Genomic DNA, 14,388 nt, shown 5'->3' with positions numbered 1-14,388 from the left:
AAAGGAGGTGATCCAGCCGCACCTTCCGATACGGCTACCTTGTTACGACTTCACCCCAGTCATGAATCCTACCGTGGTAATCGCCCCCCTTGCGGTTAGGCTAACTACTTCTGGTAAAACCCACTCCCATGGTGTGACGGGCGGTGTGTACAAGACCCGGGAACGTATTCACCGCGACATGCTGATCCGCGATTACTAGCGATTCCGACTTCACGCAGTCGAGTTGCAGACTGCGATCCGGACTACGATCGGGTTTCTGGGATTGGCTCCCCCTCGCGGGTTGGCGACCCTCTGTCCCGACCATTGTATGACGTGTGAAGCCCTACCCATAAGGGCCATGAGGACTTGACGTCATCCCCACCTTCCTCCGGTTTGTCACCGGCAGTCTCATTAGAGTGCCCTTTCGTAGCAACTAATGACAAGGGTTGCGCTCGTTGCGGGACTTAACCCAACATCTCACGACACGAGCTGACGACAGCCATGCAGCACCTGTGTTCCGGTTCTCTTGCGAGCACTTCCAAATCTCTTCGGAATTCCAGACATGTCAAGGGTAGGTAAGGTTTTTCGCGTTGCATCGAATTAATCCACATCATCCACCGCTTGTGCGGGTCCCCGTCAATTCCTTTGAGTTTTAATCTTGCGACCGTACTCCCCAGGCGGTCAACTTCACGCGTTAGCTGCGCTACCAAGGTCCGAAGACCCCAACAGCTAGTTGACATCGTTTAGGGCGTGGACTACCAGGGTATCTAATCCTGTTTGCTCCCCACGCTTTCGTGCATGAGCGTCAGTGTTATCCCAGGAGGCTGCCTTCGCCATCGGTGTTCCTCCGCATATCTACGCATTTCACTGCTACACGCGGAATTCCACCTCCCTCTGACACACTCTAGCCCGGTAGTTAAAAATGCAGTTCCAAAGTTAAGCTCTGGGATTTCACATCTTTCTTTCCGAACCGCCTGCGCACGCTTTACGCCCAGTAATTCCGATTAACGCTTGCACCCTACGTATTACCGCGGCTGCTGGCACGTAGTTAGCCGGTGCTTATTCTGCAGGTACCGTCAGTTTCACGGGGTATTAACCCATGACGTTTCTTTCCTGCCAAAAGTGCTTTACAACCCGAAGGCCTTCATCGCACACGCGGGATGGCTGGATCAGGGTTTCCCCCATTGTCCAAAATTCCCCACTGCTGCCTCCCGTAGGAGTCTGGGCCGTGTCTCAGTCCCAGTGTGGCTGGTCGTCCTCTCAAACCAGCTACGGATCGTCGCCTTGGTGAGCCGTTACCCCACCAACTAGCTAATCCGATATCGGCCGCTCCAATAGTGCAAGGTCTTGCGATCCCCTGCTTTCCCCCGTAGGGCGTATGCGGTATTAGCTACGCTTTCGCGTAGTTATCCCCCGCTACTGGGCACGTTCCGATACATTACTCACCCGTTCGCCACTCGCCACCAGACCGAAGTCCGTGCTGCCGTTCGACTTGCATGTGTAAGGCATCCCGCTAGCGTTCAATCTGAGCCAGGATCAAACTCTTCAGTTTAATCTCTGTATTTGTTTCGTATTTCTTAACCCCCGAAAGGGTCGAGTCATACGTCGCTACTCAAAGGAAGTGAGGTATGTTCTTAAACTTGACGTCTAAGGTACTTCACTTCTAGTGAGCACTTGATTTCATTGTGCTTGTGACCGAAGTCACATTGCACTCGCATCAAGCGCCCACACTTATCGGTTGTTTAATTGTTAAAGAGCGGCACTGCTAAATTCTGTACTACTTACTGCATCTTGCCGCCAACCTCGCGCTTCGTCGCTTTCGCAACATCGCTGTGTCGACAGCAGAGAAATGAGATTATGAAGGAGTTTTTAGCGTTTGTCAAATCGTTGTCGCTTTTGTTTGAGTTTTTCAACTCAACGCAGCAGCAAGATTTGGCAACCTATCGCCAAGACCCCTTCAGGTCCGCCAGGACAGCGCCCTGACTTTTCGCTTCCCTTAGCAGCTATCGAAATGTCGGGGTATACCCTGATCTTTCGGTAGCAGCCAAGCCGCAAACTATAACACCTTTTTGCAGCTCATGCAGCTGGCTTTTGCCTAATCTGCATTTATCACTGCAAAGCCACTGTTTTACTGGATCTCTCCACTTCACTGCGGCCGAGAACACAAGGCTCTCACTTATATATAAAGACAAACCCCCGCAGGGTAACCTGCGGGGGTTTGCGGAATAAAAGCTTGACGATGACCTACTTTCACAGACGTCCGTCCACTATCATCGGCGCAAAGTCGTTTCACTGTCCTGTTCGGGATGGGAAGGAGTGGGACCAACTCGCTATGGTCGTCAAGCGTAACTGGTTGAGCGGCTGCGGTTGAGGCAACTGCTCCAATCTTGGAAGAAACACAACGCGTGGCGATCAGAGTCAGACTCGATGATCACGCACGATGGGGTGTAATTGGTGTTGGCTGGCTGCCGACGGTGCAGCCAGATTTTGTATTGAACGACACTTGGAACGCTATATCACCAGGTCATAACCATCAGTGTTATAGGATCAAGCCTCACGGGCAATTAGTATCGGTTAGCTTAACGCATTACTGCGCTTCCACACCCGACCTATCAACGTCCTGGTCTCGAACGACCCTTCAGGGGGATCAAGTCCCCGGGATACCTTATCTTCAGACGAGTTTCCCGCTTAGATGCCTTCAGCGGTTATCTCTTCCGTACTTAGCTACCCGGCAATGCCATTGGCATGACAACCGGTACACCAGAGGTACGTCCACTCCGGTCCTCTCGTACTAGGAGCAGGCTCCGTCAAGTATCCAACGCCCACGGCAGATAGGGACCAAACTGTCTCACGACGTTTTAAACCCAGCTCACGTACCTCTTTAAATGGCGAACAGCCATACCCTTGGGACCGGCTACAGCCCCAGGATGAGATGAGCCGACATCGAGGTGCCAAACACCGCCGTCGATATGAACTCTTGGGCGGTATCAGCCTGTTATCCCCAGAGTACCTTTTATCCGTTGAGCGATGGCCCTTCCATTCAGAACCACCGGATCACTATGTCCTGCTTTCGCACCTGTTCGACTTGTCAGTCTCACAGTCAAGCACGCTTATGCCATTGCACTATCAGCACGATTTCCGACCGTACCTAGCGTACCTTCGAACTCCTCCGTTACACTTTGGGAGGAGACCGCCCCAGTCAAACTGCCCACCATGCACTGTCCCCGATCCGGATAACGGACCAAGGTTAGAACCGCAAACAAACCAGGGTGGTATTTCAAGGATGGCTCCACGTAATCTAGCGACTACGCTTCAAAGCCTCCCACCTATCCTACACAGGCCGGTTCACAGATCAATGCAAAGCTACAGTAAAGGTTCATGGGGTCTTTCCGTCTAGCCGCGGGTAGATTGCATCATCACAAACACTTCAACTTCGCTGAGTCTCAGGAGGAGACAGTGTGGCCATCGTTACGCCATTCGTGCAGGTCGGAACTTACCCGACAAGGAATTTCGCTACCTTAGGACCGTTATAGTTACGGCCGCCGTTTACCGGGGCTTCGATCAAGAGCTTGCACCCCATCACTTAACCTTCCGGCACCGGGCAGGCGTCACACCCTATACGTCGACTTTCGTCTTTGCAGAGTGCTGTGTTTTTAATAAACAGTCGCAGCCACCGATTCTCTGCGACCCCATCATGCTAAGCGCGCAGGCGCTTCACACTACCGGGGTATACCTTCTCCCGAAGTTACGGTATCAATTTGCCGAGTTCCTTCTCCTGAGTTCTCTCAAGCGCCTTGGAATATTCATCCCGTCCACCTGTGTCGGTTTGCGGTACGGTCTCGTACAGCTGAAGCTTAGAGGCTTTTCTTGGAACCACTTCCAATCACTTCGCAAGCAATGCTCGCTCGTGCCACACCCTTGATTTACGCGCCCGGATTTGCCTAAGCGCCATCTTCGATGCAGCAACAGGGACATCCAACACCCTGATGATCTTCCGCGATCCGTCCCCCCATCGCACTGTACGACGGTGCTGGAATATTAACCAGCTTCCCATCAGCTACGCATCTCTGCCTCGCCTTAGGGGCCGACTCACCCTGCGCCGATGAACGTTGCGCAGGAAACCTTGGACTTACGGCGAGGGGGCTTTTCACCCCCTTTATCGCTACTCATGTCAGCATTCGCACTTCTGATACCTCCAGCAGCCTTTACAAGCCACCTTCGCAGGCTTACAGAACGCTCTCCTACCGCGTGCACAAAGTGCACACCCGCAGCTTCGGTTTATCGCTTAGCCCCGTTACATCTTCCGCGCAGGACGACTCGATCAGTGAGCTATTACGCTTTCTTTAAAGGATGGCTGCTTCTAAGCCAACCTCCTGACTGTCTATGCCTTCCCACTTCGTTTCCCACTTAGCGATAATTTGGGACCTTAGCTGGCGGTCTGGGTTGTTTCCCTCTTGAGTCCGGACGTTAGCACCCGGTGCTCTGTCTCCCAAGCTGTACTTGCGGGTATTCGGAGTTTGCCATAGTTTGGTAAGTCGCCATGACCCCCTAGCTATAACAGTGCTCTACCCCCCGCAGTAATACTTGAGGCACTACCTAAATAGTTTTCGGAGAGAACCAGCTATTTCCAGATTTGTTTAGCCTTTCACCCCTATCCACAGCTCATCCCCTAATTTTTCAACATTAGTGGGTTCGGTCCTCCAGCACGTGTTACCGTGCCTTCAACCTGGCCATGGATAGATCATCTGGTTTCGGGTCTACACCCAGCGACTGAATCGCCCTATTCGGACTCGCTTTCGCTACGGCTTCCCTATTCGGTTAACCTTGCCACTGAATGTAAGTCGCTGACCCATTATACAAAAGGTACGCAGTCACCCCACAAGGAGGCTCCTACTGTTTGTATGCATACGGTTTCAGGATCTATTTCACTCCCCTTCCGGGGTTCTTTTCGCCTTTCCCTCACGGTACTGGTTCACTATCGGTCGATCACGAGTATTTAGCCTTGGAGGATGGTCCCCCCATCTTCAAACAGGATTTCACGTGTCCCGCCCTACTTTTCTTACGCTTAGTTCCACACACAAGATTTCGCCTACAGGGCTATCACCTGCTACGGCCGGACTTTCCATTCCGTTCGACTATCTTGCGTGCTAAAACGTAAAGGCTCTTCCGATTTCGCTCGCCACTACTTTCGGAATCTCGGTTGATTTCTTTTCCTCGAGCTACTGAGATGTTTCAGTTCACCCGGTTCGCCTCCACTGGCCTATGTATTCAGCCAGGGATACCGCATTGCTGCGGTGGGTTTCCCCATTCGGACATCTACGGATCAAAGCTTGTTTGCCAGCTCCCCGTAGCTTTTCGCAGGCTACTACGTCCTTCATCGCCTGTGATCGCCAAGGCATCCACCATATGCACTTAGTCGCTTGATCCTATAACGCTGTAGGCTATAGGACCTGAGTATTAGCGTTTGTGCCGTTCATAAGTTTCAAAGCAGTCTGAGGTTATTCACCCCAGTCTTGAGAACTTGGAACAAAATTAATGCAATCACAACCCGTACTTATCTTCATCGGCTTACGCCGAGTACTTGATAAGTACATTTTCGTTGTGCTTCTTCCAGATTGTTAAAGAACAAATATAGCTGTTGAGTAAAACCCAACTCATAACACTGCGAGCAGCGCTATGAGTTAGCCTCTACACGGCATCAAAAACATTGACACCAGCTACATCAAACAACCGATAAGTGTGGACGCTTAACACGAGCGCTAAGCTCTGAAAGGAGGTGATCCAGCCGCACCTTCCGATACGGCTACCTTGTTACGACTTCACCCCAGTCATGAATCCTACCGTGGTAATCGCCCCCCTTGCGGTTAGGCTAACTACTTCTGGTAAAACCCACTCCCATGGTGTGACGGGCGGTGTGTACAAGACCCGGGAACGTATTCACCGCGACATGCTGATCCGCGATTACTAGCGATTCCGACTTCACGCAGTCGAGTTGCAGACTGCGATCCGGACTACGATCGGGTTTCTGGGATTGGCTCCCCCTCGCGGGTTGGCGACCCTCTGTCCCGACCATTGTATGACGTGTGAAGCCCTACCCATAAGGGCCATGAGGACTTGACGTCATCCCCACCTTCCTCCGGTTTGTCACCGGCAGTCTCATTAGAGTGCCCTTTCGTAGCAACTAATGACAAGGGTTGCGCTCGTTGCGGGACTTAACCCAACATCTCACGACACGAGCTGACGACAGCCATGCAGCACCTGTGTTCCGGTTCTCTTGCGAGCACTCCTAAATCTCTTCAGGATTCCAGACATGTCAAGGGTAGGTAAGGTTTTTCGCGTTGCATCGAATTAATCCACATCATCCACCGCTTGTGCGGGTCCCCGTCAATTCCTTTGAGTTTTAATCTTGCGACCGTACTCCCCAGGCGGTCAACTTCACGCGTTAGCTGCGCTACCAAGGCCCGAAGGCCCCAACAGCTAGTTGACATCGTTTAGGGCGTGGACTACCAGGGTATCTAATCCTGTTTGCTCCCCACGCTTTCGTGCATGAGCGTCAGTGTTATCCCAGGAGGCTGCCTTCGCCATCGGTGTTCCTCCGCATATCTACGCATTTCACTGCTACACGCGGAATTCCACCTCCCTCTGACACACTCTAGCCCGGTAGTTAAAAATGCAGTTCCAAAGTTAAGCTCTGGGATTTCACATCTTTCTTTCCGAACCGCCTGCGCACGCTTTACGCCCAGTAATTCCGATTAACGCTTGCACCCTACGTATTACCGCGGCTGCTGGCACGTAGTTAGCCGGTGCTTATTCTGCAGGTACCGTCAGTTTCACGGGGTATTAACCCATGACGTTTCTTTCCTGCCAAAAGTGCTTTACAACCCGAAGGCCTTCATCGCACACGCGGGATGGCTGGATCAGGGTTTCCCCCATTGTCCAAAATTCCCCACTGCTGCCTCCCGTAGGAGTCTGGGCCGTGTCTCAGTCCCAGTGTGGCTGGTCGTCCTCTCAAACCAGCTACGGATCGTCGCCTTGGTGAGCCGTTACCCCACCAACTAGCTAATCCGATATCGGCCGCTCCAATAGTGCAAGGTCTTACGATCCCCTGCTTTCCCCCGTAGGGCGTATGCGGTATTAGCTACGCTTTCGCGTAGTTATCCCCCGCTACTGGGCACGTTCCGATACATTACTCACCCGTTCGCCACTCGCCACCAGACCGAAGTCCGTGCTGCCGTTCGACTTGCATGTGTAAGGCATCCCGCTAGCGTTCAATCTGAGCCAGGATCAAACTCTTCAGTTTAATCTCTGTATTTGTTTCGTATTTCTTAACCCCCGAAAGGGTCGAGTCATACGTCGCTACTCAAAGGAAGTGAGGTATGTTCTTAAACTTGACGTCTAAGGTACTTCACTTCTAGTGAGCACTTGATTTCATTGTGCTTGTGACCGAAGTCACATTGCACTCGCATCAAGCGCCCACACTTATCGGTTGTTTAATTGTTAAAGAGCGGTACTGCTAAATTCTGTACTACTTACTGCCTGCTCGCTTCGCTACGCCGCTTTCGCTGGCGCCGCGTTGTTTGCAGCAGAGAAACGAGATTATGAAGAAGTTTTTTTCGCTTGTCAAGTCAGCGTCACATACTGCGTTTCGCTTTCTTGCTTGCGACCTCTTCAGGCCCGCCTCTCTTAGCAGCTATCGAAATATCAGGGTTAACCCTAAGTTTTCGGCAACTGCCAAGCCCAAGACTATAACACGATTTTTGCAGATTGTGCAACTGGCTTTTGCCTAACTTGCACCTCATCCTGCAACCCCATCGCCGCCGCTTTCGCTTCAGACCCGAGATCGGTTACCGCCTGGAGGCTAGCGATATAAGGGATAACCCTTAATAAACATCACCAGCCAAGCCCAAGACTATAGCACGATTTTTGCAGATTACGCAACTGGCTTCTGCCTAATTTGTTGCAATCCTTGCAATAACCGCTGGGCAACATCGCTGCTGACCTGGCGGCAGGCCGGCTTGGTTTCCCTTAGCTAACCCGCGTGCTTGCTTGGCTTCGCGCTTCAAAACTGCCCGAATCGCGAAGGAGCGAGACTATAGCACGGAATTTTGGCGGGATTGCGAAGGTGACACCCTTTTTTTAGAGGATGCTTTTTTTGGGGGACGCACTGCTCGTCCTCGACAACCTCACTGCAAACCCCAAAGAGCGGTACCTATATATAGAGAGTGGCTGAAGGCCATAGCTAAAGCCGGAGCTCTGTGGTTTCCTTGATCTGCTGAAGGGCGAAGAATGAACGCATGTCTACCACTGCGGGATGGCGCATCAGCGTATCCATGGCGAAGCGGGAGAAATGCGCCAGGTCGGCAACCTGTATCCGCAGCAGGTAGTCCATGTCTCCGGACATGGCGTAGCACTCCACCACCTCCGGCCATAGCTGCACATCGCGGGCGAAGTCGCTCATGGGAGCATGACTGGATCCGCTGTGCTTGTTCAGACGGATGTTTACGTAGGCGAGCAGGCCCAAGCCGACCTTCTTCGCGTCGATCAGGGCGACGTACTTCTTGATGAAGCCTTTCTCTTCCAGCCGGCGGACCCGCCGCAAACAGGGGCTGGGCGACAGCGACACACGGTCGGCCAACTCCTGGTTGCTGAGGCGACCATCACGCTGCAGTTCGGCCAGAATCCGTATATCTGTCCTATCCAGCTCAATGTCAGACATTTTCAGCCCTTAATGTTTTCTATCCGGCAATATTATTGCTCAACTCAATGGCTTTCGCGACATGTTTGCAATTGTCTGCCCGTCGTTCCTTCCTACAATCTCCGTCTAGACTTGAAGAACAAGTCGTCCTTAAAAACGATGCAAGGGAGCAGACTTATGAGCAGCGCTTTCCAACCCTGGGACAACCCGATGGGTACCGCCGGGTTCGAGTTCATTGAATATGCCGCGCCGGATCCCGCCGCGCTGCGCAAGGTGTTCGAACTGCTGGGCTTCAAGGCCATCGCCAAGCACCGCCACAAGGACGTGACCCTGTACCGCCAAGGCGGCGTGAACTTCCTGATCAACGCAGAACCGGATTCCTTCGCCCAGCGTTTCGCGCGCCTGCATGGCCCGTCGATCTGTGCGATCGGCTTCCGTGTGCAAGATGCCAACGCCGCCTACAAGCGCGCCCTGGAACTGGGCGCGTGGGGCTTCGATTCGCACAGCGGCCCGATGGAACTGAACATTCCGGCGATCAAGGGCATCGGCGATTCGCTTATCTACCTGGTGGATCGCTGGAGCGGCAAGGACGGCCACGGCGGTATCGGCGACATCAGCATCTATGACGTGGACTTCGTGCCCGTGGATCCGCAAAACGCCCAAGCCGACCTGAATCACCGCGGCGCCGGCCTGACGCTGGTGGACCACCTGACGCACAACGTGCACAAGGGCCGCATGGCCGAGTGGGCCGAGTTCTACGAACGCCTCTTCAATTTCCGCGAAGTGCGCTATTTCGACATCGAAGGCAAGGTGACGGGCGTGAAGTCCAAGGCCATGACCTCGCCTTGCGGCAATATCCGCATTCCGATCAACGAGGAAGGCACGGAAGAGAAAGGCCAGATCCAGGAATACCTGGACCTGTACCGCGGTGAAGGCATCCAGCACATCGCCATGGCCACGGAAGACATCTACGCCACCATCGAGGCGCTGCGCCAAAATGGCGTGGTGTTCCTGGACACGCCCGAAACCTACTACGAGCTGCTGGACCGCCGTCTGCCGAACCACGGCGAAGACGTGGCGCGCCTGCAGAAGAACCGCATCCTATTGGACGGCGCCCCCGGCGGCGGCCTGCTGCTGCAGATTTTCACCGAAAACCAGATCGGCCCGATCTTCTTCGAGATCATCCAGCGCAAGGGCAACGACGGCTTCGGCGAAGGCAACTTCAAGGCCCTGTTCGAGTCGATCGAACTGGATCAGATGCGGCGCGGCGTGGTGAAGACCGTCGAATAAAGACTTCCCCCGCCAGCGCCCGGTGCTCGGGCATCGGCGCTGGCTTTGAAACCTCACCTTGTGGTGAGGTTTTTTTTGCCTGCTACTTTTGCAGCCGGTCCTGAAACTGCTTGCGGAACTTGGCGACCTTGGGCGCGATCACGAATTGGCAATAGCCTTGCTCGGGATGCAGAGCGAAGTAGTTGCTGTGGTAGTCCTCGGCCTGCCAGAACTTGGCGGGCGGCAGCACGTGCGTCACGATGGGCGCATCGTAGATTTGCTGGGCATTGACCTCGGCAATGACGGCTTGCGCCTGCTCGCGCTGCGCCTCGTTCTGCCAGAAGATGGCGGATTCGTATTGCGGACCGACGTCATTGCCCTGGCGGCCCGGCGTGGTGGGGTCGTGGGTCGCGAAGAATACGCGCAGCAAGTCGCTGTAGGACAGTTCAGCGGGATCGAACTCGATGCGGGCCACTTCGATGTGTCCCGTGTCCTTGCCGCAGACCTGCTCGTAGCTGGGATTGTCCACATGCCCGCCGCTGTAGCCGGGCAGCACGCTCTTGACCCCGCGCAGCTCGGCGAACACCGCTTCGACGCACCAGAAGCAGCCGCCGCCAAGTACCGCGACCTCATTGCCCGGAGAGGGTTGTTCTGCCATGACGATTCCTTCCTGATAAAGGGCCGCGGAATGCGGCCCGGCGCTCCGGCTTTGTGCTTGGAGCGCGAGAGAACAAGACTACTGCTTGGGGGGAGCCAGCGACAAGATCCATTCGGCGAGCGCGCGGGCGTCGTCCGGGCTGACCTGGGTTTGCGCGGGCATGGGCACGGCGCCCCAGGCGCCGCGGCCGCCGCCGCGGATCTTGCCTGCCAGGTAATCGACCATGGCATCGCCCTGCCCCGCATAGCGCTCGGCCACGCTCTTGAGCGGCGGGCCGACGCGCTTGGCTTCGACCTGGTGGCAGGCCATACAGGCCTTGTTCTTGGCCAGATCCAACCCGGTGGTTTGCGCTTGCGCCGCCCCCGCGCCCAGGACGCAGGCGGCGGCCAACAACAGACTACTCTTCAAATGCATCGGTAACTGCCCCACGGCTCGCGGTGCTGGCGAGCTTGCCGAACTTGGCAAGCACACCGCGTGTATAACGCGGCCGGGGCTGCACCCAGGCCTGGCGACGAGCCGCCATTTCTTCGTCGCTGATATTGAGCTGCAACAGCAGCTTGTGGGCATCGATGGTAACCGAATCGCCCTCGCGGATCAGCGCAATGGGACCGCCCACGAAAGCCTCTGGCGCGACGTGGCCCACGACCATGCCCCAGGTGCCGCCGGAAAAACGGCCGTCGGTGATCAACCCCACCGTTTCGCCCAGCCCCTGGCCGACCAGCGCGGAGGTGGGCGCGAGCATCTCGCGCATACCAGGGCCGCCTTTGGGTCCTTCGTAGCGGATGACCACCACATCGCCATCGCGGATCTCACGCGCCATGATGGCCGTCATGGCGTCGTCTTCGGAATCGAAGACGCGCGCCGGGCCCGTGATGACGGGATTCTTCAGGCCGGTGATCTTGGCGACACAGCCTTCGGGGGAGAGATTGCCTTTCAGGATGGCGAGATGACCCTGCGGATACAGCGCCCGGTCCAGCGGCATGATGACGTCCTGGTCCGCCCGGGGCGCGTCGGGCACATCAGCCAGGGTCTCGGCGATGGTCTTGCCGGTGATGGTGATGCAGTCGCCGTGCAGAAGACCCGCATTGAGCAGCAGCTTCATGACCTGCGGAATGCCGCCGGCGCGATGCAGGTCGGTGGCGACATATTTGCCGGACGGTTTCAGGTCGCACAGGACAGGCACGCGCTTGCGGATGCGTTCAAAGTCGTCGATGGTCCACGGCACTTCCGCGGCATGCGCGATTGCCAGGAAATGCAGCACGGCGTTGGTGGAGCCGCCCGTGGCCATGATGACGGACACCGCGTTTTCGATGGATTCGCGCGTGATGATGTCGCGCGGGCGCAAGCCCTTCCTGACCGCCTCGACCAGCACGCGCGCAGACTCCGCGGCGGAGGCGACCTTTTCCTCGTCCTCGTTGGCCATGGTGCTGGAGTACGGCAGGCTCATGCCCATGGCTTCGAACGCGGAACTCATGGTGTTGGCGGTGTACATGCCGCCACAGGACCCGGAACCGGGAATCGCGCACTTCTCGATCTGCTTGAAATCTTCTTCGGGCATGCGGCCCATGGTGTATTCGCCCACGGCCTCGAAGACGGAGACGATGGTGAGATCGTTGCCCTTGTAGTGGCCGGGCTTGATGGTGCCGCCATAGACATAGATGCCAGGCACGTTGGTGCGGGCCAGTGCGATCATGCCGCCGGGCATGTTCTTGTCGCAGCCGCCTATCACGACCACGCCGTCCATCCACTGTCCTTGCGCCGCGGTCTCGATGCAGTCGGCGATGACCTCGCGGGAGACCAGCGAGTACTTCATGCCCTCGGTGCCCATGGACATGCCGTCGGAAATGGTGGGCGTGCCGAATACCTGGGGATTGGCCTGCGATGCGCGGATGGCGTCGATGGCCGCATCGGCCAGGCGTTGCAGGCCGCTATTGCAAGGCGTGATCGTCGAATGGCCATTGGCCACGCCGATCATGGGATTTTCGAAGTCGGCTTCCTGATAGCCCAGCGCGTAATACATGGCGCGGTTGGGCGCGCGCGCGACACCGTGGGTGATGTGGCGGGAACGATCGTTGTTCGGCATGGTCTGTCTCCTGTCGGCCGCCGGGGCTCGGACATGGCAACCGCCCCGGGGGAACTGGCTCGCTTGCGCGCGAATCTTCAATGTTCGCCGGTTATTATCATTCAACTTTATTGTGTCGGGCAGAACATGCTGCAATATCCCCAATTTGATCCCGTCGCCCTGCAGATCGGGCCGCTTGCCATCCACTGGTACGGACTGATGTACCTGGTGGGCTTCGCCCTGGTGTACCTGCTGGGACGCCGCCGCATCACCTCCGGCCACACTACGTCACTGAACGTGAAGGATCTGGAAGACCTGATCTTCTATAGCGTGCTGGGCGTGGTGCTGGGCGGACGGCTGGGTTATGTGCTGTTCTACAAGCCCTCTTACTACCTGTCCCATCCGCTGGAAGTGCTGTACCTGTGGCAGGGCGGCATGTCGTTCCATGGCGGGCTGATCGGCGTGATCGTGGTGATGCTGCTGTTCGCCCGCAAGAAGAAGCTGCCGTTCTTCGCGGTCAGCGATTTCATCGCGCCGCTGATTCCGCTGGGGCTGGGTTTTGGCCGCCTGGGCAACTTCATCAATGGCGAACTCTGGGGCCGGCCCACCGATGTGCCGTGGGCCATGGTGTTTCCGGGCAGCGGCGACGGACTGCCGCGCCACCCCTCGCAGCTCTATGAACTGGGCCTGGAAGGCATCGTGCTGTTTGCACTGCTGTGGTGGTTTTCGAGCAAACCGCGCCCGCTGGGCCAGGTGAGCGGGCTCTTCCTGATGGGTTACGGAACGTTCCGCTTCCTGGTGGAATTCACCCGCGAGCCAGACAACTTCCTGGGCCTGCTCGCGGGCGGGTTGAGCATGGGACAGTGGCTGTCCGTGCCGATGGTCGCCCTGGGCGCCATCATGTTCAGCCTTACTGCAAAACGATCGTCCCGTTGACCGCGATGCTGACCGTGACGTTGCCCGCTTCCAGCGGGACGTCCGGGCTATAGCCGCCCGAGGCATCCTTGGCCATGGCCGCGGCGCCCATCATGCGCGGCATCGGCACGGGGCCGCCCGAGCCGCCCAGTTCCAACTTGGACAGGCGGTAGCCCGAGAAACCGAAGGCGTTGGCTGCGGCCAGCGCGCGGTCCTTGAAGGCTTGCGCGGCTTCCTTGAGCAGCTTGCGCTCTTCGGCCTCGCGCACTTCGCGCGACAGCAGGAAGCTGATGTTGGAGATGGCGGTCTTGTCGGACAGCTTGGACGCCAGAGCGGCCGCGGCTTCGAAGTCCTTCGATTCCAGGATCACTTCGCCCTGGCCGCGCCACGAACCGATCTTGCCCTTGCTGGAAGTGTTCGGCCAGACGTTGTAGCCGCCGGTGCGCACTTCCACGCCCTTGGTGTCGCGCGCACGCTTGACCACGTCGTCCAAGGCCGCGCTCAGCTTCTTGCCTGCGGCGGGCTGGTCGGGCGCCTCGACTTCGGCGGACAGGGAAATGCGGACCGTGTCCTGCTTGACTTCAGAAGACGCATTGGCCTGCAGAGTCAGTTCCGGGGCGCGGCTGGCCGACGCTTCCGCCGCGGCGGCGGGCGCCTGGGTCTGGGCATGGGCGAGCGGCGCGGCGCTCAGAGCGGCCACGGTTGCGCACGCCGCGCCGAGTTTGGTCAGCGAGAAAACAGGGTGTTTGAACATGGACTGGTCCTAGAGGGAGGACGAAGGGGAGTGGGGAGGCGCCCGAGGCGGACCTG

Annotated in this window: 7 protein-coding genes and 4 rRNA genes; 2 read left to right on the top strand and 9 right to left on the bottom strand. The window is 56.8% G+C overall.

The window, feature by feature from the left end:
* The 5 genes from ACZ5YA_RS26105 to ACZ5YA_RS26085 all read right to left on the bottom strand — a co-directional run bounded on the left by ACZ5YA_RS26105 (position 1) and on the right by ACZ5YA_RS26085 (position 8,695).
* Positions 1-1,531 (bottom strand): 16S ribosomal RNA (locus ACZ5YA_RS26105).
* A gap of 679 nt (positions 1,532-2,210) precedes the next feature.
* A 5S ribosomal RNA gene (gene rrf, locus ACZ5YA_RS26100) occupies positions 2,211-2,323 on the bottom strand.
* Positions 2,324-2,522: 199 nt separating this feature from the next.
* A 23S ribosomal RNA gene (locus ACZ5YA_RS26095) occupies positions 2,523-5,405 on the bottom strand.
* 343 nt (positions 5,406-5,748) lie between these two features.
* Positions 5,749-7,279, bottom strand: a 16S ribosomal RNA gene (locus tag ACZ5YA_RS26090).
* The 16S, 23S and 5S rRNA genes sit together here, the layout of an rRNA operon.
* A 939-nt stretch (positions 7,280-8,218) precedes the next feature.
* Positions 8,219-8,695, bottom strand: a complete 477-nt coding sequence (locus ACZ5YA_RS26085) for an Lrp/AsnC family transcriptional regulator (RefSeq protein ID WP_054458545.1) — start codon at positions 8,693-8,695, stop codon at positions 8,219-8,221.
* A 156-nt stretch (positions 8,696-8,851) separates the two neighbouring features.
* On the opposite strand from ACZ5YA_RS26085, the gene hppD reads away from it, so the two are divergent.
* Complete coding sequence (hppD, locus tag ACZ5YA_RS26080) at positions 8,852-9,964, top strand: 4-hydroxyphenylpyruvate dioxygenase (protein WP_059373040.1); 1,113 nt, start codon at positions 8,852-8,854, stop codon at positions 9,962-9,964.
* A gap of 82 nt (positions 9,965-10,046) precedes the next feature.
* Here the strand turns inward: hppD and msrA are convergent, their stop codons facing one another.
* From msrA to ilvD, 3 genes are all read right to left on the bottom strand, one after another.
* Positions 10,047-10,601, bottom strand: coding sequence for a peptide-methionine (S)-S-oxide reductase MsrA (gene msrA / locus ACZ5YA_RS26075; protein ID WP_059373039.1), 555 nt, complete (start codon positions 10,599-10,601; stop codon positions 10,047-10,049).
* Between the two features lie 78 nt (positions 10,602-10,679).
* A complete protein-coding gene (locus tag ACZ5YA_RS26070) occupies positions 10,680-11,015 on the bottom strand; it encodes a c-type cytochrome (RefSeq protein WP_054458538.1) in 336 nt (111 codons plus the stop codon).
* A complete protein-coding gene (gene ilvD / locus ACZ5YA_RS26065; RefSeq protein WP_059373038.1) occupies positions 10,999-12,684 on the bottom strand; it encodes a dihydroxy-acid dehydratase in 1,686 nt (561 codons plus the stop codon). Before ilvD ends, ACZ5YA_RS26070 begins: the two co-directional genes overlap by 17 nt.
* A 126-nt stretch (positions 12,685-12,810) precedes the next feature.
* Here ilvD and lgt point away from each other — a divergent pair, with 126 nt between their 5' ends.
* On the top strand, positions 12,811-13,599 hold the full coding sequence (lgt, locus tag ACZ5YA_RS26060; protein WP_059373036.1) for a prolipoprotein diacylglyceryl transferase: 789 nt from the start codon (positions 12,811-12,813) through the stop codon (positions 13,597-13,599).
* Here the strand turns inward: lgt and ACZ5YA_RS26055 are convergent.
* Positions 13,574-14,332: an SIMPL domain-containing protein gene (locus tag ACZ5YA_RS26055; protein ID WP_118932592.1), complete on the bottom strand. Its 759-nt coding sequence runs from the start codon at positions 14,330-14,332 to the stop codon at positions 13,574-13,576. The genes lgt and ACZ5YA_RS26055 overlap by 26 nt on opposite strands.
* Between the last annotated feature and the right edge of the window lie 56 nt (positions 14,333-14,388).

It is taken from the genome of Achromobacter sp. JCM 18799, from assembly GCF_055395645.1.
This window is presented reverse-complemented; position numbering and strand designations above follow the sequence as displayed.